The 22734-nt window shown below is 75.6% G+C and carries 22 protein-coding genes; all 22 read right to left on the bottom strand.

The annotated features are described in order from the left end of the window. Window positions 1-102 precede the first annotated feature (102 nt). A complete protein-coding gene (locus OF117_RS09045; RefSeq protein WP_263552501.1) occupies window positions 103-1032 on the bottom strand; it encodes a hypothetical protein in 930 nt (309 codons plus the stop codon). A 172-nt stretch (window positions 1033-1204) separates the two neighbouring features. Beyond that, entirely contained in the window at window positions 1205-1447 is a 243-nt protein-coding gene (locus OF117_RS09040; protein WP_263552500.1) for a hypothetical protein, read from the bottom strand. After that, the gene (locus OF117_RS09035) at window positions 1444-5256 is read right to left on the bottom strand and encodes a hypothetical protein (protein WP_263552499.1); all 3813 of its coding nucleotides are present in this window, start codon (window positions 5254-5256) and stop codon (window positions 1444-1446) included. Before OF117_RS09035 ends, OF117_RS09040 begins: the two co-directional genes overlap by 4 nt. Beyond that, entirely contained in the window at window positions 5237-7282 is a 2046-nt protein-coding gene (gene flhA, locus OF117_RS09030) for a flagellar biosynthesis protein FlhA (protein ID WP_263552498.1), read from the bottom strand. Before flhA ends, OF117_RS09035 begins: the two co-directional genes overlap by 20 nt. A 174-nt stretch (window positions 7283-7456) precedes the next feature. Then, window positions 7457-8602: a flagellar biosynthesis protein FlhB gene (locus tag OF117_RS09025; RefSeq protein ID WP_263552497.1), complete on the bottom strand. Its 1146-nt coding sequence runs from the start codon at window positions 8600-8602 to the stop codon at window positions 7457-7459. 114 nt (window positions 8603-8716) lie between these two features. Next, the gene (gene fliR / locus OF117_RS09020; RefSeq protein WP_263552496.1) at window positions 8717-9481 is read right to left on the bottom strand and encodes a flagellar biosynthetic protein FliR; all 765 of its coding nucleotides are present in this window, start codon (window positions 9479-9481) and stop codon (window positions 8717-8719) included. Window positions 9482-9485: 4 nt separating this feature from the next. Next, a complete protein-coding gene (gene fliQ, locus OF117_RS09015; RefSeq protein WP_263552495.1) occupies window positions 9486-9761 on the bottom strand; it encodes a flagellar biosynthesis protein FliQ in 276 nt (91 codons plus the stop codon). A gap of 82 nt (window positions 9762-9843) precedes the next feature. Further along, window positions 9844-10716 carry a flagellar type III secretion system pore protein FliP gene (gene fliP, locus OF117_RS09010; protein WP_263552494.1) on the bottom strand — a complete coding sequence of 291 codons (873 nt, stop codon included), beginning with the start codon at window positions 10714-10716 and terminating at the stop codon, window positions 9844-9846. Next, window positions 10713-11147: a FliO/MopB family protein gene (locus tag OF117_RS09005; protein WP_263552493.1), complete on the bottom strand. Its 435-nt coding sequence runs from the start codon at window positions 11145-11147 to the stop codon at window positions 10713-10715. The genes fliP and OF117_RS09005 overlap by 4 nt, the downstream gene beginning before the upstream one ends. After that, window positions 11144-11899, bottom strand: coding sequence for a flagellar motor switch protein FliN (gene fliN, locus OF117_RS09000; RefSeq protein WP_263552492.1), 756 nt, complete (start codon window positions 11897-11899; stop codon window positions 11144-11146). Before fliN ends, OF117_RS09005 begins: the two co-directional genes overlap by 4 nt. Then, window positions 11896-12873 carry a flagellar motor switch protein FliM gene (locus OF117_RS08995; RefSeq protein WP_263552491.1) on the bottom strand — a complete coding sequence of 326 codons (978 nt, stop codon included), beginning with the start codon at window positions 12871-12873 and terminating at the stop codon, window positions 11896-11898. Before OF117_RS08995 ends, fliN begins: the two co-directional genes overlap by 4 nt. Window positions 12874-13192: 319 nt before the next feature. Then, window positions 13193-13651, bottom strand: a complete 459-nt coding sequence (locus tag OF117_RS08990; protein ID WP_263552490.1) for a flagellar basal body-associated FliL family protein — start codon at window positions 13649-13651, stop codon at window positions 13193-13195. Continuing rightward, on the bottom strand, window positions 13648-14553 hold the full coding sequence (locus OF117_RS08985; protein WP_263552489.1) for a flagellar motor protein MotB: 906 nt from the start codon (window positions 14551-14553) through the stop codon (window positions 13648-13650). The genes OF117_RS08990 and OF117_RS08985 overlap by 4 nt, the downstream gene beginning before the upstream one ends. After that, window positions 14550-15320, bottom strand: coding sequence for a motility protein A (locus OF117_RS08980; RefSeq protein WP_263552488.1), 771 nt, complete (start codon window positions 15318-15320; stop codon window positions 14550-14552). Before OF117_RS08980 ends, OF117_RS08985 begins: the two co-directional genes overlap by 4 nt. A gap of 3 nt (window positions 15321-15323) precedes the next feature. Then, complete coding sequence (locus tag OF117_RS08975; protein ID WP_263552487.1) at window positions 15324-15608, bottom strand: flagellar FlbD family protein; 285 nt, start codon at window positions 15606-15608, stop codon at window positions 15324-15326. 321 nt (window positions 15609-15929) lie between these two features. Continuing rightward, entirely contained in the window at window positions 15930-17213 is a 1284-nt protein-coding gene (locus tag OF117_RS08970) for a flagellar hook protein FlgE (RefSeq protein WP_263552486.1), read from the bottom strand. 44 nt (window positions 17214-17257) lie between these two features. Continuing rightward, window positions 17258-17689, bottom strand: coding sequence for a flagellar hook assembly protein FlgD (locus tag OF117_RS08965; RefSeq protein ID WP_263552485.1), 432 nt, complete (start codon window positions 17687-17689; stop codon window positions 17258-17260). Window positions 17690-17711: 22 nt separating this feature from the next. Next, window positions 17712-19184: a flagellar hook-length control protein FliK gene (locus OF117_RS08960; protein WP_263552484.1), complete on the bottom strand. Its 1473-nt coding sequence runs from the start codon at window positions 19182-19184 to the stop codon at window positions 17712-17714. After that, window positions 19181-20146 carry a transglycosylase SLT domain-containing protein gene (locus tag OF117_RS08955; protein ID WP_263552483.1) on the bottom strand — a complete coding sequence of 322 codons (966 nt, stop codon included), beginning with the start codon at window positions 20144-20146 and terminating at the stop codon, window positions 19181-19183. The genes OF117_RS08960 and OF117_RS08955 overlap by 4 nt, the downstream gene beginning before the upstream one ends. Then, window positions 20134-20592: a flagellar export protein FliJ gene (locus tag OF117_RS08950; protein ID WP_263552482.1), complete on the bottom strand. Its 459-nt coding sequence runs from the start codon at window positions 20590-20592 to the stop codon at window positions 20134-20136. Before OF117_RS08950 ends, OF117_RS08955 begins: the two co-directional genes overlap by 13 nt. Next, a complete protein-coding gene (locus OF117_RS08945; RefSeq protein ID WP_263552481.1) occupies window positions 20589-21938 on the bottom strand; it encodes a FliI/YscN family ATPase in 1350 nt (449 codons plus the stop codon). The genes OF117_RS08950 and OF117_RS08945 overlap by 4 nt, the downstream gene beginning before the upstream one ends. Beyond that, the gene (locus OF117_RS08940) at window positions 21935-22696 is read right to left on the bottom strand and encodes a FliH/SctL family protein (RefSeq protein ID WP_263552480.1); all 762 of its coding nucleotides are present in this window, start codon (window positions 22694-22696) and stop codon (window positions 21935-21937) included. The genes OF117_RS08945 and OF117_RS08940 overlap by 4 nt, the downstream gene beginning before the upstream one ends. Window positions 22697-22734 lie beyond the last annotated feature (38 nt).

Genomic DNA, 22734 nt, shown 5'->3' with positions numbered 1-22734 from the left:
GCGGGCCCGGCTCCGCCAGCTCTTGCGGTGCTGCTCGAGCCGTTGCGGTCATGCAGGCCCGCAAGGCCGGCGGCACCACCGCGGGAGCGGGCCGCGGGGCGGTCAGTCATGTCGGCCGCGGCCGAAGGCCCGGCGCAACCGCTGCGCGACGAGGTCGGGAGCCGACAGGTCGGCCCAGGTCCAGCGGGCCACCTGCCAGCCGAGGTCGCGCACCTCGTCCTCGCGGCGCTTCTCCTCGAAGACGACGTCGCCGGGCTCCTGACCGGGGCGGAGGAGGCGGCCGTACTTCACCCGCCCGTCGAACTCGGCCACCGTCCGGCAGCTGCGCCAGCCGAAGTCGCAACGCGCGGCGACGGACCGGTCGGGCCGCAGCAGCCGGACCTGCAGGTCGGGAGCGGGCAGGCCCGATCGGTGCACCAGCACGCGGCTGCGGCTCTCACCCACGCTCTCGCTGAGGCCGTCGGCGAAGGCGAGCACACGGGCAGCGCGACGACATCCCGGCACCGCGCCCATGCCCGCGAGGCACGCGGTGAGCGCCGCGCGGGAGGTCCGGCGTGAGAACAGCGCCGCGTCGGCGACCACGACCGCCGGCTCGAACGGGACCGTCCGCGCGACGTCGACGACGGTCCGTGCCACGTCGGTGACCGGGATGCCATCGACCACGTCGAGGTGCTCGTCGTCCAGCCGCGCGATCCGCAGGTGCACCCGGGCACTGCCGCTGCCACTGGCCGGGGGACGTCGGAGGACGTGCACGCGATCGAGCGCTGCATCCCGGAGCGGGAGGCCGTGGAGGACGGCGGCCGACGTGTGGCTCACCACGGCCGGCAGGCGCAGCTCGGCAACCGTGGCCGCGACCACGAGCCGGTGACGGACGGCGGCGTCCGAAGGAACCGAGCGGGCATAGCTGCCGCGGCGGACCCGGGCCAGCTCGCGCCGACGCACCATGCGGGCGAGCTCGGCGTCCGACCAGCCGAGCCGCAGTGCCTCGTCGCGCCGCAGCAGCTCCGCGTCCGGTTCCGGGGGATCGAGCACCTGCCGAGCATCGTGGCGCGTCGGCGCCGGTGGGGGGCACGACGGCGATCTGTGGACGGACGACTCGCTCTTGCGGCGCCCGTGACACTCCTGCGGTGGTGCAGCACCGCTGGAGTGCGAACGGCACCGCAAGAGTCGGCCAGCACCGCTGCGGGATCAGGACCCGGCGGGATCAGGACGCGGGGGCGTCGTCCGCTCCGGGCGCCCCGGCCCGGGACGGCGGACGGCGGCGTGGCGCCGGCGGCGGCGTCCCGGCCCAGCGCAGCAGCGCGACCGCCGCCCACCCAGCGAGCAGGCACCACGGCAGCCGGCTGGTGACCTCCTCGAGGGTGAAGTCACCGCGCGCACCGAGCGCGAGCACCGGCAGGGCCAGCACGAACCCGACGGCGAGCACGTCCCAGCGCAGCGGACTCATGCCTGCGGCGTCTCCAGCCGCTCGCACAGCAGCGAGGCCCAGCGGTGCGGGGTCGCCCGGACGCCGTCCAGGAGGGCCACGGGCGTCGCCACCCGGCGCAGCACCGCGGCCGGGTCGGCCGACAGGTCGGTGTCCTGCACGACCAGGGCGTCGACCCGCGCCAGGCCGTCGAGCCAGGCCTCGAGGTCCTCGGGCTTGCGGGTGGCCTCGACGACGGCCCACACCGCGGCCGGCGTCCAGACGGCGGTCATCTGCGCCATCCAGTAGGCGTCGGTGCGCAGCGGGGCGTCGACCGCGACGATGGTCATGGTGCCCGCCGCGGCCGCCTCCTGACGGCGGTCGATCGCCGCGTCGATGGTCGTCATCCGGCTGCCCTCCGGCGCCAGGCCGGCCAGGTCGCCCCGGGTCGCCCACTGCACGCGGTCGGGGTCCAGCCGCAGCGATGCGGCCAGCGACCGCGCGGCCCGCAGCGTCTCGACGCCCGGGCCGACCACGAACAGCACCTCGCCGGGCCCGCTCGGCAGTTCCGGGGCCACCGGCAGCCGGCCGGCCAGCGCGCGGGTCAGTGCCGCGTAGGTGCCCGAGACCTCGGCGTCGGCCGCGAACGACCCGCCGAGCACCCGCTCCGGCAGGCCGAGGGCCACCAGCCGCTGCACCACGTCGGCGGCCGGGGTCGCGCCGGCGGGCGCCACGGCCGCACCGGTCGCGTGCCGGTTCTCGGTGGCCCGGGGACGGCGGACAGCGGGTGCGGCGGCTGCGACCACGGCGGGCGCTGCCACGGTGGGCGCCGCAGGAGCCGGGGCGGCCTCGGCGGGCTGCGCCGGGGTCGCGGCGACGGTCGGCTCCGTGGGGCGCGCCCCACCGGAGCGGGCCGGCTCGACCGGCGACGCAGCCGGTGCGGTGGCCCACCGCTCGGCGGGGGACGCCGTCGCGGCGGGCTCCGGGTCGGTGGTCGTCACCCGCGCGGCGTCGCCCGCCTGGGGTCGGGTCCGGGCGTCGGTGGCGTCCACCCGAGCGGCGGCCGCGACGCCGGCGTCGACGTCGGCCGGTCCGGGGCGGCCCTCCTCGGTCTCCTCAGCGGGGGCATCCGCCGGGAGGAGGGCGACGGGCAGGCGGGTCACGGTCGCCAGCGCCTCGAAGCGGCGCGTCGCGTCGGGTGCCGTGCCGTGGTCGTCACCCGGTGCGGGCGTCGACGGCGCAGGCGGAGCCACCGGGACGGCGGGTCGCGAGCCCGACGGTCGCGCCGGCGGCACCGGCGGCCGGCCACGGTGCGGGCGGCCGGGCAGCGGCGGCAGCAGGGACAGCGGCGGCATGACCGTGGTCGCGTCGAGCGACAGCGGTGCGGGGTCGCTCGCGGTCCGGGCCAGCAGCGGCGCCAGCACTCCGGCGCCCTCGTCGGATGCGGTGGCCGACTCGGCGGCCGGCGCGGCGGCCTGCTCGACCGTGCCGGCGGCGGCTTCCTCGGCCACAGGGACGACGGCCTCGGCCACAGGGACGACGGCCTCGGCCACAGCGACGACGGCCTCGTCGGCCGCTGCGCTGCCGGCCTCGGGGGCCGTGGTGCCCGGGGTGCTGAGCTCGGACCGGTCCGAGCAGCCAGCGTCGGCCGCGGTGTCGGTCACGGTGTCGGTCACGGTGTCGGTCACGGTGTCGGCCGCGGCCGCGTCCGTCGCGTGGAGCTCCACGTCGGCGCCCGTCGCCTCCTGCGCGCTTCCGCCGGCCGGCACCGGAGGCCGGGCGACCTCGGGGCGGGGCGTCGGCTCAGCCCACAGCGGCGCCGAGAGGGCGGCGTCGTCGTCGGTCGGGGGCGCGTCCGGGCCGAAGAGCAGCACGGACTGCGGCACGCCCGCCACCGGTGCTCCAGCGGCCGCGACCGCGATCGCCGGGGGCTCGACGACGGGGGCGTGCAGCACCGAGGGCTCGATGACCGGCGTCTCGACGACCGGGGACCAGCCAAGGGGTGCCTCGGTGACCGGGGTCTGCACGGCCGGGGCCTCCACGGCCGGGGTCTCCACCACGAGGGTCTCGGCGGCGGGAGACCAGGCGACAGGGGGCGCGACGACCGGAGCGGCGAGGGGTGCCTCGGCCACGGGGGCAGCGACCGGCACGGCCGGCGAGGACTCCCCGTCCGGGAGCCACATGCCGGAGGACGCCATCCCGGCAGCGAGCCGGTCGAGCTCGACGCCGCCCCGCAGTGGCTCGGCGAGGCCGGTCGGCGCCGCCCAGGCGGTCCCCGTCGGAGCCGGAGCCGCCGGAGCCGGCAGCTCCGCGGCGACCGGCGCCGGCACCTGCTCGTCAACCGGCGTCGAATCGACGACCGGCGCCGGCACCTCCGCGACGACCGAAGCCGGCACGGGCTCTACGACCGGCGTCCTCACCGGCTCGACCACCGGCTCGACGACCGGCGCCGCCACCGGCTCGGCGAGGGCCACCTGCGGCGGCGTGCCGTCGAGCACCCGGCGCAGGATGCCGGTCAGCGCCTCGTCCGAGTGCCCCTGCGCCAGGGCCGACCGGAGCACCTCGGCGATGGCCTCCTCCCGCGGTGACACGGGCGCGACCGGCGCCGGGACGACCCACCCGGCGACGTCCGGCGGGGTGTCTGCACCGAGCGTGTGCGCGCCGAGCGGGGCGTGGTCGTGCAGTTCCACCGGGACCTCTTCCTGGTGCGCCGTGCGCGACCACACCGAGCTGTCGTCTGTCTGGGGCGAGTCGCCGCCGGAGCGCGTCGCGCCGGCGGGAGCGGCCGTCGGCCGGACCCCGGCGGGCCGACCGGTCAGCGGCGACACGGGCTCGCCGAGCACCTGCTCGACGGCCTGCCGGACGTCGGGGTCACCGGCGACCATCCGCGCGAGCGCGGCGGTGAAGGGCGAGGGGGACGCGGGCAGGGCCGAGCCGGCCTCGTCGTCCTCGTCGTCCGCCGGGACGGTGGAGGCCGGCCAGGCGGAGGGAGTCCGGGCGGCCGGCGCCGGCCCGGCGGCCCGGGGCATCGCGGCGAAGCCGGCCCGGCTGTAGCCGGTGGGCTCCGCGGACGCCCCGCCCAGCAGTCCGGCGAGCTCGCTGACCCGGTCGTCGTCGGAGGCAGCAGGCCCCCGGGACGCACCGGTCGTCGACGCCCGGGCCGACGCCGGCGCGGTCACCGTCCGGGACGGCTCGGACGAGCGCAGCGGGGTCGCCGTCCATGACCGCTCGGACGCGCGCGACGTCGTGGTCGGTCGGGCCGAGGACCGGCTCGGGGCGGGCCGCGCGGCCGAAGCCGAGCGGTCCTCGACGTGCGCGTCCCAGCCGGCGGGGTCGGGCCGCCCGGCGGCCTCGGCCCAGGCCGCGGCGCCGTTGCGCGCCGGAGCGGTCCGGGCGCGGGTGGCGATGGCGGCGTCGTCCTCCGGCCACGAGGCGCGGGACGCCGGTCCGGACGCGACCGCGCGGGACGCCGTCGAGACCGGAGACGCCGGAGAGGCCGGAGAGGCCGGAGAGGCCGACGGCCGGGCAGCCGCCGTCCGGGAGGCCGCCGTCCGCCCGCCGGACCCGGACGAGTCGCGGGACGGCGCCCGGCCCGACCCCACCCGGCCGGCATTCTCGGCGCCGGACGACGGCTCGTCGGTCCCGCGCGACGGCGCCGGGACCGGGACGGCGGGGCGCAGCGCCGGTTCCGGGTCGACCTCGGCCACGTACCGCTCGGTGGCGAAGAAGCCCAGGACGCCGCCCGAGCGCACCCGGCGCACCCCCACCACGCGGGCGGAGGCCCCGAACTGCTCGCGCGCGGCGGCGATCGCGTCGTCGCGGGTCGCGGCCTCAACGGATCGCAACGGCACCGCTCACCACCCCCAGCGACTCGATCTGCGCCGTCCGGGACACCTCGGTGTAGGAGATGACCGGCAGGCGCGGGAGGATCTGGCGCATCAGGCGCGCGAGCGCCGCACGGACCTGCGGCGAGCACACCAGGACCGGCGAGAGACCGGACCGCTCGGCCTCCTCGAGCAGGCCGCTGCAGCCGGAGACGAGGGCGTCGACCGCACCGGCGTCGAGGGCGAGCACCAGGCCGGCGTCGCTCTGCCGGACCGACTCGAGCAGGCGCTGCTCGAAGCCCGGGTCGAGGGTGAGCACGTGCAGCCGCTCGTCCGGCGTGACGTAGGGCTGGCTGATCGCCGAGCCGAGTGCGGCGCGGGCGGCCTCGACCAGACCGTCGAGGTCGGTCGAGGTCTTGGCACGCACGGAGAGTGCCTCGAAGATGCGCACCAGGTCACGGATCGACACACCCTCGGCCAGCAACGCGTGCAACACCCGCTGCACCTCTCCCAGGGTGAGCAGCGCGGGGGTGAGTTCCTCGACCACGATCGGGTGCGTCCGGCGGACCATCTCGACCAGCAGCCGGACGTCCTCGCGGCCGAGCAGGTCGGCGGCGTTCTGCCGCACGACCTCGGCCAGGTGGGTGGTGATGACCGAGGAGCGGTCGACCACGGTGGCCCCGGCCATCTCCGCCTGCCGCTGCAGCTCGGCCGGCACCCACTTGGCGGCCAGGCCGAACACCGGCTCCCGGGTGGCCTTGCCGGGCAGGCCGTCGAGCGCGTCGCCGATCGCCAGCACCGTGCCGGCGGGGGAGATGCCCTTCGCGGCGGGCACGCCGTTGAGCCAGATGACGTACTGCGACGCCGGCAGGTCGAGGTTGTCGCGGGTGCGGACCAGCGGGATGACCAGTCCGGTCTCCATGGCGACCTTCCGGCGCAGCGCCTTGACCCGGTCCAGCAGGTCGCCGCCGCGGGCGGTGTCGACGAGGTCGACCAGGTCGAAGGCGACCTCGAGCTCCAGCGGGTCGACCCGCATCTTCTCGGCGATGGCCTCGGGGGAGTCGGGCTTGGGCTCGAGCTCGGCGGCGGCCGCCCGGGCCTCGGCCTCCTCGTCGACGACCGGCGCCTCCTTCATCCGCGCCGCCGTGACGAGGAAGACGGCGCCGACGAGCAGGAAGGGCAGCTTCGGCAGGCCGGGGATGAGGCACAGCGCCAGGGCCGCGCCGCCGGCGATGCGCACCGGTTGCTTGAACCGGCCGAGCTGGCCGATCAGGTCGCTGCCCATGTCGCCCTCGGTCGCCGACCGGGTCACGATGATGCCGGTCGCGGTGGAGAGCAGCAGGGCCGGGATCTGCGAGACCAGGCCGTCGCCGACGGTCAGCAGCGAGAAGGTGGAGACGGCGTCGGCGGGGGCCATGCCGCGCTGCATGACGCCGATCGCGAAGCCGCCGATCAGGTTGATCAGCGTGACGATGATGCCAGCGATGGCGTCGCCCTTGACGAACTTGCTGGCGCCGTCCATCGAGCCGTAGAAGTCGGCCTCGGCGGTGACCTCGGCACGGCGCTTGCGGGCCTGCGTCTCGTCGATCAGCCCGGCGTTGAGGTCGGCGTCGATGGCCATCTGCTTGCCGGGGAGGGCGTCGAGGGTGAAGCGGGCGCCGACCTCGGCCACGCGGCCGGCACCGTTGGTGATGACGACGAACTGGATGATCGTCAGGATCACGAAGATCACCAGGCCGACCACCAGCGAGCCGCCGATCACGAAGTGCCCGAACGCCTCGATGACCTTGCCGGCGTAGCCGTCGGTGAGCACCAGCCGGGTCGAGCTCACGTTGAGCGCCAGCCGGAACAGCGTCGCGATGAGGATCAGCGACGGGAAGACGGCGAAATCCAGCGGCCGCTTGATCTGCATCGAGACCAGCAGGATCAGCAGCGAGCAGGTGATGTTCAGCCCGAGCAGCAGGTCGAGCACCGCGGCCGGCAGCGGCACGACCAGCATGAGCACGATCGCGACGACGCCGATCGGGACGGCGGCCCGCCCGATGCCCTTCACGGCCGGCCGCCCTCTCCGCGCCTACGTCGGGGGCGCACGGCGGACGGCTGGCTCACCCCCGTCTCATCGGCAGCCCCGGCGCCCACCGGTACCGGGCCGACCGGGGGCGCCCGGAGCGCCGTCCGCCGTCCGCACCCCGCCGTCGCCGTCCGCGCCCCCGCCGTCCGGTCGAGCTCAGGCGGCCGGCGCGCGGCGGCGGCCGGCCTTCGGCAGGTCCGACACGTCGGGCGCCTCGAACCCCGGCCGGTGGAACCCGCCGCGCACCCCGCGCGCGCCCAGGTGCATGACGAACGCGAGCACCCGGGCCACCGCGGTGAACAGCTGCGGCGGCACCTCCTGCCCCAGCTCGCACGAGGCGTGCAGCGCCCGGGCCAGCGGGATGTCCTGCACCATCGGCACCCGGGCCTCCGCGGCGCGGGCGCGCAGCTTGGCCGCCACCTCGCCGGCGCCCTTGGCCACCACGCGCGGCGCGCCCCGCGACGCCTCGTACTTCAGCGCGACGGCCACGTGCGTCGGGTTGACCAGGAGGACGTCGGCCTCGGCGACCTCGGCCATCATCCGGTTGCGCGACATCGACAGCTGCACCGAGCGCCGGTGCGCCTTCATGTGCGGATCGCCCTCGGACTGCTTGTGCTCCTGCTGGATCTCGTACTTGCTCATCTTGAGCTTCTTCATCGTCTGCATGCGGACGACGAGGTAGTCGGCGATCGCGATGGCCAGGCCGGTCCCGGCGACGACGCGGAACATGAGGACGGCGGAGTCGGCGAAGGTGGCCGTGACGGCCGACAGCGGCAGCGCTCCGGACGCCGACACCAGCTCCTGCGCCCGGCTGCTGGTCACCAGCACGACCACGGCCAGGGCGGTCGTCTTGATCAGCGCCTTGACCGCCTCCCACAACCCGTGGCCGCCGAACATCCGCTTCATGCCGGGCAGCGGGTTGAGCTTCTTCAGCGTCGGCTTCATCGCCTTGGTGGCCAGCGCGACCCCGCCCTGGGACGCCGCCGCCGCGGTGCCGACCAGCATCATGCCCAGCGCCGTCGGCAGGATCGTCGTGAGGAACGCGGTCAGCGCCTCGCCGAACAGCGTGCCGAGGACCGCCGGCTCCGGCCGGGTGGCCGCCACCCTCACCTGCACGAACAGCCCCCGGCCCGCGGTGAACGCGTTCTCGACCAGCATCGGCAGCAGTACGCTGGCCGCCGCCACCCCGAGCCACGTGCCCAGCTCCTGGGTGCGTGGGATCTGCCCTTCCTTGCGCGCCTTCTTGAGGCGCTGGGGAGTGGGCTTCTCGGTCTTCTCACCACCCGGGCCGTCCTTAGCCACCCCGCACCGCCGTCAGGCGTCGCCGCCGCCGGAGCGGCAGCGTGTGCGCCGACGCCCCGTTCCGGGGGTCGGAAAGGGGCGTCGGCGCACACGCTCGGGCGGGACGGCGGCGCATCAGCCGCTCCGCAGCGCGACCATGGCCCGGGCGGCCTGCTCGAGCAGCGCGTCCAACGCCGGCGGCAGCAGCGGGAAGGTGAGGCCCAGCAACGCCAGCGTGAGCATGATCTTCACCGGGAAGCCGATGGCGAAGATGTTCAGCGCCGGGGCCGCGCGCGACAGCAGCGCCAGCGCGACGTCGGCCAGCAGCAGGACCGCGACCATCGGCCCGGCGATCTGCAGCGCCGCCAGGAACATCATCGAGAACGCGGTGACCATCACCTCGGCGAGCTGGTCGGTGGGCACCGGCGCGCCGACGGGCATCCCCTCGTAGGACGTCGCGAAGCCCTTGACGATCAGCAGGTGCCCGCCGCTGGTGAACAGCAGGGTGGTGGCCAGCAGGTAGTGCAGCCGGCCCACCGACGAGTTGGTCGTCATCGCCAGCGGGTCGTAGGCCGGCTGCAGCGAGAAGCCGCCGGTGACGTCGATGAGGTCGCCGGCCATCTGCACGGCGGTGAACAGCAGCTGGACGACGAAGCCGAGCCCGGCCCCGATGACCGCCTCGGTGACCGCGGCGACCACCAGGAACCCCGCGGTCGGCTCGGGCAGCGACGGGGCGATCCGGGTCAGCAGCGCCACCGACAGCGCCAGGGCCAGCGCGCCCTTCACCGGCACCGGGATGGTCCGCGAGTTGAACGGCGGGGCCAGCACGACGAACCCGGTCGCGCGGGCCGTGCCGAGCAGCAGCGCCGCCAGCGTGACGGTGGGGACCTGCAGGTCCATGGCGTCAGGTCCGGTCGAGCAGCCGGGGCAGCGAGCCGAACAGGTTCTCGGTGAAGCTGACCAGCTCCGCCAGCACCCAGTTGCCCGTCACCAGCAGCGCGATCGCGACCGCGATCATCTTCGGCACGAACGACAGCGTCGGCTCCTGGATCTGCGTCGCCGCCTGGAACAGCGAGATCAGGAAGCCGACCAGCAGCGCGGTCAGCAGCACGGGGGCGGCCACCTTCGCGGCGACCAGCATCGTCTGCGCCGCGATCTCGGTGACGTCCGCGTCGCTCATGGCTCGACTCCGGTCTCGTTACGCTCCTCGGTCGCTGGCGCTCCCTGCGATGCTCGCTCGACCGTCGTCGTCGCGTCGCTCATCACCCACCCCCGTACGAGCCGACGAGCGCGGTGGTGACCAGCGACCAGCCGTCGACCACGACGAACAGCAGCAGCTTGAACGGCAGCGACACGATGGTCGGCGGGACCATCATCATGCCCATCGCCATGAGCGAGGCGCTGACCAGCATGTCCAGCACCAGGAACGGGATGAACACGACCAGCCCGATGATGAACGCGCTCTTGAGCTCGGAGAGCACGAACGCCGGGATCAGCGTGGTCATGCTGACCGACTCCCGGTCGGCGGGGGCCTCCTCACCGGACAGCCCGACCATCAGGCCGAGCTCGTCCGTGCGGGTGTTGTCGAGCAGGAAGGCGCGCAACGGCACCACGCCCACGTCGTAGGCCTGGCCGACGGTGATCGCGCCGTCCAGGTAGGGCTGCACGGCGACCTCGTTGATGTCGCTGAACACCGGGCCCATCACGAACAGGGTCAGGAACAGCGCGATACCGGTGAGCACCTGGTTGGGCGGGGACGACGGCAGCCCGAGCGCGTTCCGGGTCAGCGCCAGCACCACGATGATCTTGGTGAAGGAGGTCGCCAGCAGCAGCACCGACGGCGCCACCGACAGCACGGTGATCGCCAGGATCAGCGTGATCGAGCTGCTCGGCGAGCCGTTCCCGATGGAGATGTCGACGACGCCGTCCCCGGCGGGTGCGGCGGGGGCCACGGGCGCGGTCGGCGCCACCGGGGCGGCCGGCGCCACGGGCGCGACCGGTGCGGCCGACGCCGGTCCGGCCAGCAGCACGGCCCCGGCGGTGACCAGCAGCGCGAGGAGCAGGACCACCGCCGTCCGGCGCGCGCCGGCCGTCCGGCGGGGCGTGCGCGCCGGACGGGGGACGGCGGCCGTCACGACCGCCGGACCGTTCGGTCGCGCAGCTGGTTGACCAGCGACCCCCACGCGCCGCGGTCGAGCACGGATCCGGCGAGCACGCCGGTGGAGGACCGCGCCGCGACCGTCGTCGGCGCGCCGGTCGACGTCCCCCCTGCCGCCGGCACGGCGCGGGGCTGCGGACGGAGCTCCTGCAGCGCGCTCTCCACGGCGTCCGCGTCGACCTCCGCGAGCAGGGTGACCTGCTCCTCGGTGGCGCCGACCACGAGGACGACGTCGGCGATGCGGACGACGTTGACCGTGCTCGACCGGCCCATCCGCTGCCGGGCGACGACCTCGATCAGCCCGTTGGCCGAGCCGAGGCCGCGCTGCCTGGCCACCCGCGCGGCGAACCACAGCACCGCCGCGACGAAGGCCAGCGACAGCAGCAGCCGGATGATCATCCACGTCATGCGCTCGCCGCTCCGAGCTCGGCGGCCGCGTCGGTGACGATCTCGCTGATCCGCAGGCCGAAGTCCTCGTCGACGACGACGACCTCGCCGCGCGCGATGAGCGTGCCGTTGACCAGCAGGTCGGCCGGGGCCGAGGCGGCGCGGTCGAGCTCGACCACCTCGCCGGGGTGCAGCGAGAGCAGCTCGCCGACGGTCATGCGGGTGCGGCCGATCTCGACGGTGACCTCCATCGCCACGTGCCGCAGCAGCTCGAGGCTGCCGCGCTGGGCGGAACGCGCCGTCGGCAGGGTGACCTGCAGGGCGACGGTGGCCTCCACCGAGCCGACCGCACCGCCCGCCAGCAGCGGGACGGCGACGAACATGCCCTTGTCCCGCAGCCCGTCGAGGGCGGCGACCGGCTCCTCGATCCGCTCCGACGAGACCGAGACCCGGCCCAGGGTCGCCGCGGCCGCCTCGAGTGCCGGCTTCAGCGCGGCGGCGACGTCCATCCGGCCCACAGGAGAGCCCTCGAGGGCGTCGACGACGTCGGCCGACACGACCAGGACGACGTCACCGCTCACCTCGCCGGACAGCCGGGCGGTGACCGCGGAGGCGGCGTCCGGCGGCAGGGGAACGCTGTCGGGGTCGCTGACGGGGGAGCCGGGGACCAGTGCGGCCGTGGCCGGCACTAGCGCGGCGGCGGCCCGGGCCGCCGCCGAGACGACCGCGGAGACGGTCTCGGAGTCCTGGTTCGCGGTGCGCGGGGCGGTCATGCGGTGTCCTTCACGGCGATCGGGGTGGGCACGATGGCGGCGGCCAGCCGGCGACGGTGGTTGCTCGCGATGGCGTAGGCGAAGGTGACGTCGTTGGTGGTCACCTCGAGCGGGCTGTCCCGCGGGTGGCGCAGCAGCAGGACGTCGCCGACGGCGAGGGAGAGCAGGTCCTCGGAGGACACCGTCAGCGGCGCGAACCGGACGCTGACGTCGACCGGCACGAGGTTCAGCCGCTCGGCCAGCGCCTCGGCGGCCCGCTGCCGCTTGCGCAGCGCCGACTCCGACAGCTGCGGCGAGGCGGCGTTGTTCAACGCCGACGCGAAGGAGGCGAACGGCAGGACGAGGGTCGCCTCGCCCTCCCGCCGGCCGACCGACATCGTGAAGCTGGCGACCATGACGGTGTCCGAGCCGGCGGCGGCCTGGGCCAGCTGCGGGTTGTACTCGATGGAGTGCAGGTCCGGCTGGACGTCGGTGATCGGCGCGAACGAGGCGGAGAACTCGTCGAGCAGCCGGGCGAGCAGGTGGTTGTGCACCGTGCTCTCCATGCCGGTCATCGGCCGGTTGGGCTGCTCGGCGGCGCCGGAGCCGCCGAGCATGTGGTCGACGGTGGCCATGGCCATGTCCAGCGGGTAGGCCAGCAGCCCCTTGCCGGCCAGCGGCTCGATGGTGAACGTCGCGATGAAGGCCGGGCTGGGCAGCGTGACCACGTAGTCGTCGTAGGAGAACTGCTCGATGCCGACCAGCTCCATCCGCGCGCCGGCGCGGAGCAGGGTGGTGAGCACCGTGGTGGCCTGCCGGGCGAAGGCCTCCTGCGCGATCTGCAGGACCCGGACGTGCTCGCGGGAGAGCTTCGTCGGGCGGCGGAAGTCGTAGGTGCGCGGCTCGCCGCGGCGGCTCCGGGAGCCGGAGCCCGCCGGCGCCGGGGGCGCGGGCGCCGCTGCGCGCGGGGCCGGTCCGGCGGCGGGCGAAGTCACGCTTCCCCTCATCGGCGGGGGAGCGGGCGACCCTGACGGCACCGCGGAGGCTGCGGGAGGCGGCCGGGGTGCCTGGTGCGGGTGTGACGAGGGGCGGGCGGGACGACGCGGGGACGAGCTGGCCGACGCCGGGGCGGGCGGCGGCGGGGCCCGGCGGGGTCGACGCGACGGTGTGCGCTGGTGGGCAGTTCCGGGGCCCGGAACTGCTCATTGGCGCACGCCGTCGGCCGGCTACGCCGGAGTGGGGCTCCGGACGACGTGCGCGGAGGTGCGGTTCACGACCCGGAACCGCACCTCCGCGCACACCGTTCGATCCGCGTCACTGCGTGACGTACTCCGTGTAGTAGATCTCCATGACGTCGCCGTGGTAGGCCTCGACGATCTTCTGCTCGAGCGCCTCCTTGAGCGCCTCGCGGGCGCCGGTCACGTCGGCCGGCTGGGCCTGCGAGAACGTGGAGATCACCAGGTCGGTCGCCTTGGCGCCGTCGACACCGCCGCCGCCGTGCCCGCCGCCGCCGGCGCCCTCCACCAGCTCGAGGGCCACGCCGATCTTCAGGTAGCCGCCGCCGGCGAGGTTGACCGCGACCGGCTCGAGGTGCACGACCTCACCGGCCACCGGCTCCTCCGCCTCGGCCTCGCCGCCGGCGAAGAGGAAGAAGTACGCCGCACCCGCGGCGGCCAGCAGCACGACCGCCAGGATCATGATCAGCTTCTTCTTGCCTCCGCCGCCGCCCTCGGTCTCCTCCGCGGCGTCGGCGTTCTTCTGCTTGGTGCTCATGACGGGTCCTCCGGGTTGGCGCCGGCGTCGAGGCCGGGGAGCAGGGCGTTCGCCTCGGCCGAGGCGGGGGACAGCACGACGACGTCCACGCGGCGGTTGGTGCTGATCGACGTCGGGTCGGTCACGGGCACCAGCGGCTGGGTCGAGGAGTAGCCGGCGGCCGAGATGCGCGGCTCGGGCACGCCGCGGCCGGTCAGGTGCCGCAGCACGGTGGTGGCGCGGTAGGCCGACAGCTCCCAGTTGGAGGGCCACGGCCCGCCCGGCGTGACCGCCAGGTGGTTGGCGTGCCCCTCCACCCGCAGCACGTTCGGCAGCTGGCCCAGCGTCGGGGCGACGGCGTCCAGGATCCGGGCGCCCTCGGGGCGCAGGAACGCCGACTCGGCGTCGAAGAGGACGGCGTCGGCGACGATGTGCACCACGAGGCCGCGCTCGTCGATCTCGTACCGGGCGGCATCGGGGAAGCCGGCGGCCTCGAGCGCGGCGTCGATGCGGGCGCGGGCCTCCGAGAGGTCGTCGTAGGCGGCCTGCGCCTCGGCGGCGACGCGCTCGGCCCGTTCGAGTGCGGCCTGCGCGGCGGCCGCGTCGACCTCGGCCTGCTGGACGGTCGGCTCCGGCGGGATGGCCGATGCGATGTCGATGACGCCGGGCAGGTCGTCGAGCACCGAGCCCTCGGGCGTGGTGGAGGCGGCGACGGAGACCGGTGCGCCGAAGGTCTCGGCGAGACCGCTGGCCAGCGCGGCGAACTTGGCCTTGTCGACCTGGCTCATCGCGAACAGCACGACGAAGAGCACGAGGAGCAGCGTCATCATGTCGGCGTAGGACACCAGCCACCGCTCGTGGTTCTCGTGCTCCTCCTCCTCGTGCTTCTTCGCCCGCCGCCCGCCGTGGGGCTTGGAACTCACGCCGCCTCCCGGGCGACCTCGCTCGGGGGCACGAGGCTGATCAGCTTCTGGCGGACCGCGCGCGGGCTCGTGCCGGCCTGGATCTCGGCGATGCCCTCGACCAGCAGCTCCATCTGGGCCGCCTGCAGCTCGCTGACCCGCAGGATCTTGGCGCCCATGGGCAGGAACCAGAAGTTGGCGGCCATGACGCCCCAGAGGGTGGCGACGAAGGCGGCGGCGATCATCGGTCCCAGCGACTCCGGGTCGCTGAGGTTCCCCATCACGTTGATGAGGCCGACGATGCAGCCGACGATGCCGATCGTCGGCGCGTAACCGCCCATGGCGTTGAAGAACTTGGCGGCGACCTTGTCCTCGGCCTTCTTGGCCGAGATCTCGCCCTCGAGGACGGCGCGCAACTCCTCCGGGTCGGTCCCGTCGATGCCCATCTGCAGGCCGCGCTTGAGGAACGGGTCCTCGATGGTCTTGACCGAGGCCTCGAGGGCGAGCAGCCCCTCCTTGCGCGCCTTCTCGGCCAGGCTCACGAGGGTCTGGATCTGGTCGGTGGCCGGCGGGACCTTGGCCGGCAGGGCGCCCATCTTGAACCAGACGGGCATCTTCTTGAGGTCGTCCATCGTCTGGCTGGACATCGCCGCGCCGAAGGTCGCGACGATCACGAGCACGATGGCGGGGAGGAAGAGCAGCGACATCGGGTCGGCGCCCTCGAGGACCATGAACAGGATGAGCGCGCCGAGCGAGACGACGAACCCGATCAGGGTGGCCGGATCCACGGGTCAGCGCTCCTCACGGATCGGGAAGGGGACCACCGACGACGAGCCGTCGTCCTCGCTGTCGTGCAGCATGCCGCGGTACTCGCCGCGGTCCATCTCGTAGGAGGTCGCGAGGATGCTCGCGCGGTACTCGCGGATCTCCTGCAACACCTCGTCGACGGTCTCCTTGACGACGTACCGGGTGCCGTCGACGAGGAAGGCGACGGTGTCCGGGTGGGCCTCGACCCGCTCGATCAGGTCGGGGTTGAGCGCGAACCGCTCACCGTTCAGACGGGTCACACGGATCACGGGTCGTCCTCATGCTCGGTGGGGGCCGGCACATCCGTGCGCACGGCCGTGAACTGCACTGTTTGCATCGGCGGGAGCCGCGTCCGGCTTGAGCCGAACGCCGACCCCCGGGGGCTCGCCCGCCTCACCCGTCCGGGCGACCCGCAGGGGCAGCAGCGGCATAGGAAGCTATGCCCCCGGTTCGAGCACCCGGGATGCAGGCATCGCTTCCTATGCCCGGGCGGGGCGGACCCGGATGTCCGGCCCCGCGTTCGGGAGCGGCGGCGGACGGCGGACGGCCCGGTCACCGCGGGGTGACCGGGCCGTCGGCGGAGGTCAGGGTCAGCGCTTGAGGTTCACCAGGTCCTGGAGGATCTCGTCGGAGCTGGTGATCACGCGGCTGTTCGCCTGGAAGCCGCGCTGGGCGACGATCAGGCCGGTGAACTCCTCGGCCAGGTCGACGTTGGACATCTCCAGCGCGCCGGAGGCGAGCACACCGCGGCCGCCGATGCCGGCCACGCCCACCATGGCCACGCCGGAGTTGTCCCCGACCCGGAACGAGGAGCTGCCCGCCTTCTCCAGGCCGTTCGGGTTGTTGAACGAGGCCAGGGCCAACTGGCCGATCGCCTGGCGCAGCCCGTTGGAGTAGACGCCGGTGATCGTGCCGTCGTTGCCGAGGGTGAACGACTGCAGCGAGCCGAGCTCGAAGCCGTCCTGCTCCGGCGCGGTGACGGTGTTCGCGCCGCTGAACTGGGTCACGCCGTTCAGGTCGATCGTCACCGGAGCGGTCCACGCCGGGAAATTCGCGGCGGGTGGCGTGAAGGAGATGCCGTAGGACGGCGGCGGCCCGGGGTCGACCACCGGTCCGGTCAGCTCGGAGGTCACGTCGTCGAAGGTCACCGTGGTGGTCGCCAGGGTCAGGGTGGCGATCGGGTCGGTGGTGTCGGTCGGGTCGGGGGTGGTGATCACGAGGTCCCAGTCGTTCGTCGCGGGCGCGGCCCTCTTGGTGAAGGCGTACGAGACCGGGATGGCGTTGCCCTGGTCGTCGTACATGGTGATCGCCGTCTGCACGAGCGTGCCGTCCGCGGCGTCCGCGGGGAGGTTGCCGGCGAGGACGCCGCTGGTCGTGGCGCGCGGGTCGACGATTTGGCCGTAGGGCACCCGCAGGTCGACGATCGGGCCGTTCGAGTTGATCCCGCCGTTGGCGTCGGCCAGCCAGCCCTGCAGCAGCGCGCCGTTCGGCGTCACCAGGTTGCCGGCGGCGTCGAAGCTGAACGAGCCGGCGCGGGTGTAGAGCTGCTCGGTGCCGGCGCGGGTCACGAAGAAGCCGTCGCCCTCGATCATGAAGTCGGTGGACCGGCCGGTCGTCTGGGTGGCGCCCTGGCCGAAGTTGGTGACGATGCCGGCGGTCTTCACGCCGAGGCCGACCTGTGCGGGGTTGGTGCCACCGCGGCCCTCGGCCGGGGCGCCGCCGGTGCGCAGCACCTGCGACAGCGTGTCCTCGAAGACGGTCTGGCTGCCCTTGAAGCCGACGGTGTTGACGTTGGCGATGTTGTTGCCGGTGACGTCCATCTTCGTCTGGTGCGCCCGGAGGCCGGAGATGGCGGAAAACATCGAACGGAGCACGGGAGGAACCTCTCGCGGGAAGGGTGGGTCGGTCGGGGTCTGGGTCAGGACGCGGGCTGGGCGACCTCGGTGATGCGGCCCATCGGCACCTCGGTGTCGCCGACCTTGGCCACAGCCTCGTCGGAGGCGGTGCCGAGGCGGACCGAGGTGACGACGCCGGTCTGCGAGGCGCCGCTCTCGTCGGTCCAGGTGACGGTGCGCCCGACGAGGACGCCGGCGCTCGAGGAGCGCTGCAGCGCGAGCAGGGCGGCGTTCTGGGCGGCGATCTCCTCGAGCTTCTCCACCTGCGAGAAGGTCGCGGTCTGCGCCATGAACTCGCTGCTGCTGGTCGGGTTCGCCGGGTCCTGGTAGCGCATCTGCGCGACCAGCAGCTTGAGGAAGGTGTCCTTGCCCATCTGGTCGGGGCGGTCGATCGAGGTGGTCGCGGGCGTGTAGGTCGCCCCGGCCGCGCTGGTGGCGCTCATGGCGTCCGGCATGACGGTCGGCTCCTTCTCTCGGTCAGACGCGCACGTCCACGCCGGACGACGTGGAGCGGGTGGAGGTGGGGGCGGGACGGCCCTCTGGGGTATCGGCAGCCCGCAGCCAGGACCGGGCCTCCGGCCGGTCCTGCGAGCGGCCGCGACCGCCGGGGTCGGCGGGGGCCTGCTGGGAGGCCGAGCGGGGATCGCTCCCGGTCTCGCGGTCGACGTCCAGGCGCGAGCAGGAGAGCCCGGCCGCCTCCAGGTCGCGGCGCAGGTCGGGCAGCGCGTCGAGCAGCGCGGCCCGGCCGAGCTCGGAGGCACCGCGCAGGGTCAGCTCCACCGAGCCCTGGCTGAGGGTCACCGACACCTCGACCGTGCCGAGCGTCTCCGGCGTCAGCACGACCGTCATCGAGGAGGTGCCGTCCGGCCCGCCGCGGAGCGTCGCGACCTGGGTCGCGATCTGGCCGCCGACGGGGAGGGCCGCCGAGGTTCCGGTCGCGCCGGCCTGGGCGGGGGCGGGGGACGCCGCAGCGGTCGGGCCCGCCGACCCGGACGCCGGGACCGCGCCGACCGTCACCGGGTCGCCGCCCGGCCGGCCGGACGGGTCGCCGTCCGGACCGGGGTGGCCGGCACCCGCGGGCGTCGCCTCCCCGGCCGCGGGCACCGGCGCGGCCGCCGGACCGCCGGCGCTCTGCGCCGCGGTGTCCGCCGCGTTCCCGGCGGGAGGGGCGGCGACCGCGGCGGCCGGGTGAGGGGGCACCGGGCCGGCCACCACGGCCGACGAGGAGGACGGCGGCACGGTGCCCGGCGGCACCGTGCCCGGCGCGGTGCCGACCAGCGCGCCGATCGGGGCCTGCGACGCGACGGTGACCGCGGTGACGACCGCCCCGGCGGGCAACCCGGGGGCCGCCGACGACGAGGTGGAGCCGGCGACGCCGGCCGGCGCGGGGCCACCCACCGCACCGCCGACCACGACCTCGGCGCCCGCGACACCACCGGCCGCGCCGACGGCCGCCGCTCCGGAGCCCGGGCCGGCGCCGAGCCCGGCAGCCGGGGCACCGCCGAGCGCGGACGCGGCGAGCGGCATCCCGCCATCCGCGACCGCCGCCGCGGCCACCGATCCGGCACCGGTCGGCACCGCGGCGGCGTTCGCGGCATCGGTCACCGCCGGCCCGCTCGCGGTGACCGCGGCGGAGGCGTGCGCGGCCGCGCCGGCCAGCAGCGCCCACAGCACCGCGACCGGTCCTGCGGGCGCCGGGTCACCGGCCGGCCGGGCGGCGCCGGCCTCCTCGGGAGCGGTCGTCTCGCCCGCCGGGTCGTCGGTACCCGGACGGCGCGAGCCGCCCTCGCCCCGCCCGCCGGCGGTCGCGTCGTCGACCGGGCCGCGGCCGGCCGCGAGGGCGCCGTCCAGCGCGGACGCGAACGGCGCGCCGCCGTCGCTCGCGGCGGCCGCGCCGGCGGCCGGCGCGGGGCGGGCCGCGGGGGCGGCCGGCGTCACGGGCATCGTCATCGGTAGGCCTCCGCTGTGCGGGTGACGGCGCGGACGTAGTTCTGCGTCTCGGCGTAGGGCGGGATGCCGCCGTGGCGGCTCACCGTCCCCGGCCCGGCGTTGTAGGCGGCCAGCGCCAGGTCGGTGGAGCCGAAGCGGCGGGTCAGGTCGCCCAGGTAGCGGGCGGCGCCGTCGACGGCCGAGGCCGGGTCGAGCGGGTCGACGCCCAGCCCGCGGGCGGTGGCCGGCATGAACTGCATGAGGCCCTGCGCACCCGCCGGGGAGACGGCACGGGAGTCGAAGCCGGACTCCCGCTGCGCGACCGCGGCCAGCAGCGACGGGTCGACGCCGTGCCGGGTGCCGGCCTGCACGAACAGGTCCGCGTACGGCACCCCGGCCAGCCCACCGGCCGCAGCCGTCGCGGTCGCCGTCGCCGACGCCGCAGCGCCGGTCGGCAGCACGCGGCGGATGACCGCTGGGTTGCCGACGGCCTGCTCCTTGACCGCCTCGCCGGGCTGCGGCGCGGCGATCATCCGGCCGCCGCCGAGGTAGATGCCGACGTGGTCGATGCCCGGCCGCTCCTTCGAGTTGTCGAAGAACACCAGGTCGCCGGGGCGGGCGGCGGTCAGCGAGGGCACCGCCGTCCCGGCCGTGGCCTGCTGGGCCGACACCCGGGGCAGCTCGATGCCGAGGTTGCCGAAGACCAGCTGGGTGAAGCCGGAGCAGTCCAGCCCGCGGGACGGGTCGGTGCCGCCCCACAGGTAGGGCACGCCCAGGTACTTCTGGGCCTCGGCCACCACGGCCGCCTCCGAGGCGGTGCCGGCCGACGGGTACCGGCCGCCCACCGACGCCGGCCCGGTGAGGCCGGCCGCCGAGGCGGCCGTCGTCCAGTCGGCGGACGCCGCGCGGGCCGGCCGCGGCGCGGTCATGAAGCGGGCCTGGATCTCGCCGATCCGGGCTTGCACCTGGCTCAGGCCGTCCACGGCGCCTCCCCGGTCGGGACGTCGCGGTCGCGGCCGGCACGGCCGGTGACGAGGTCGTCGGCGGCACGGGCCTCGGCCGCCTCCGCCGCGCGGCGGAGGGCGAGCTCGTGCCGCTCGCGGAGCCGCTCGAGCGCCTTGGTGCGCTGCGCTGCCGCGGTCCACTCCGCGCGGACGGCCTCGGCCTGCTCGGCCGACGCGGTCGCCAGGGCCCGCGCGGCCGACGCGTCGGTCGCGGCGGTGCGCAGCAGGCTCATCGCGGCGACGAAGGTGCCGGCCGACGCCGAGGCCGGCGGCGCGGCGCCGGTCAGCGCGGCCTCCTGCTCGCTCGCCCGCCGGTCGGCGTCGGCGGCGGCGGCGGCCGCCTGCGCGGCGGCGGCCGCCGCCGCGCGCTCCTCGGTGCGGCGCAGCTCGAGCACCGGCTGCAGCCGGAACGGGGCGCGCTTCACGCGACGGCCCCGCGGACGATGCGCTGCAGCCAGGCCCACGCCTCGGGCGGGGGAGTGCTCTCCTCGACCGGCTGCCGGAGGAAGGCGTCGATGGCCGGCACGACCGCCCGCGCGCGGTCGACCAGCGGGTCGCTGCCGGGCTGGTAGGCGCCGATCTCGATCAGCTCCCGGACGTCGCGCAGCGCGCCCATCAGCCGGCGCAGCTCGCGGGCGTCGGCCATCTGCTGCGGCGGCACCACCGCGGAGGCGACCCGGGAGATCGACTCGAGCACGTCGATCGCGGGGAAGTGCCCGGTGGTGGCGAGCTTGCGGGTCAGCACCACGTGCCCGTCGAGGATGGAGCGGGCGGTGTCGGCGATCGGCTCGTTGTGGTCGTCGCCCTCCACCAGCACGGTGTAGAGCCCGGTGATCGACCCGGCGGCGCCGGTGCCGGCCTTTTCGAGCAGGGTCGGCATCATCGCGAAGACGCTCGGCGGGTAGCCGCGGGTGGCCGGCGGTTCGCCGGCCGAGAGGCCGACCTCGCGCTGCGCCATGGCGGTGCGGGTGATCGAGTCCATGAGCAGCAGCACGTCGCGGCCCTCGTCGCGGAAGGCCTCGGCGATGCGGGTGGCCACGAACGCGGCCTTGAGCCGGACCAGCGGCGGCTCGTCGGAGGTCGCGACGACGACCACGGTGCGGGCCATGCCCTCGGCGCCCAGGTTCTCCTCGAGGAATTCCCGGACCTCGCGGCCGCGCTCGCCGATCAGGCCGATGACCCGCACGTCGGCGTCCGTGCCGCGGGTGATCTGGGCCAGCAGGGTCGACTTGCCGACGCCGGAGCCGGCGAAGATCCCCAGCCGCTGCCCCTTGCCGCAGGGCACCAGGGTGTCCAGCGCGCGGACGCCGAAGGTGAGCGGCTCGGCGACCCGCGTGCGGGACAGCGCGTGCGGCGTCTCGCTGGCCAGGTCGACCCAGGCGACGCCGGCGTCCAGCGGCGGGCCGCCGTCCACCGGCCGGCCGAGCCCGTCGAGCACCCGGCCGAGCAGCGCCGCACCGACCGGCACCTGCAGCGGCCGGCCAGTCGGACGCACCGGCGCGCCGGCGTGCACGCCGGCCAGGCTGCCCAGCGGCATGCAGGTGAGCCGATCGCGGCCGACCGCCACGACCTCGGCCAGCAGGTCGCGCTCACCGGTGGCGACCTCGACGAGGTCGCCGACGGCCGCGGCCACGCCGTCCACGCTGAGGGTGAGCCCCATGGCGCCGGTGACCACGCCGGTGACCTGCGGTCGGGCGGCCGCGCGGGCGCGGGCGAGCAGCGCTGGCGGGAACAGCCCGCTGGGCCCGCTCGCGGGCAGGATGGCGGTCACGGGGCGAGCACCGCCCGGACCCGCTCGAGCGCCGCGCCGAGCTGGGCGTCGATCCGCCGGGCGCCGGACCCGGCGACCGCGCCGGCCCGCTCCACGGTGGCGTCGGCGACCACCCGCACCGTCGTCGGCAACGCGGCGAGGGCGTCGGCCGGGACGTCGGCCAGGTCGTCGGGGTGGATCCGGACGACGGCCGGCGCGTCGGCGGGCAGGAGCGTCAGCGCGCGGCGGACGGCGTCCAGGACCGGGGAGGACGACAGCGCCAGCTCGCGCCCGAAGAGGTCCTCGAGCAGGGTGCGCGTCGCGTCCAGCACCGAGTCGCGCAGCTCGTCGGCGGTGGGAGCGAGGGTCTCGTCGAGCCGGCTGGCGGCCGCGGTCAGCGCCGCGGTGGCCGAGGCCAGCCGGCGTTCCCAGCGGGCCTGCACCTCGGCCAGCCGCTGGGCGGCCTCGCGCTCGACCTCGGCGACCACGGCCGCGGCGGCGGTCAAGCCCTCGGCGTGGCCGGCCGCGTAGCCCTCGGCGCGGGCCTGCTCGCGCAGCCGGGCCAACTCCTCGGCGTAGACGTCGCCGAGCCGGTAGGGGTTCTTGGCGGCGACGTCGGCAGCCCGGCGGATCGTCGTCCGGCGCTCCGGCCGGTGCTCGGCGCCGGGCTGCGCGGCGGGGGGCGCCTCCGGGCCGGACTGCTCGCCTGTGCCCGCCCGGGCGTCGGGCCGGTCCGCGGGCGGCCGCCCGGGGCGGGTCGGCCGGGAGGCCGGGGACACCTGGGGAACCCCCGGACGCGGTGCCGGAGGCGCCACCG

It is taken from the genome of Geodermatophilus sp. YIM 151500, from assembly GCF_025716945.1.
Taxonomy (GTDB): Bacteria; Actinomycetota; Actinomycetes; order Mycobacteriales; family Geodermatophilaceae; genus YIM-151500.
The sequence above is the reverse complement of the archived record's forward strand: the minus strand, read 5'-3'. Positions and strand labels throughout refer to the sequence as shown.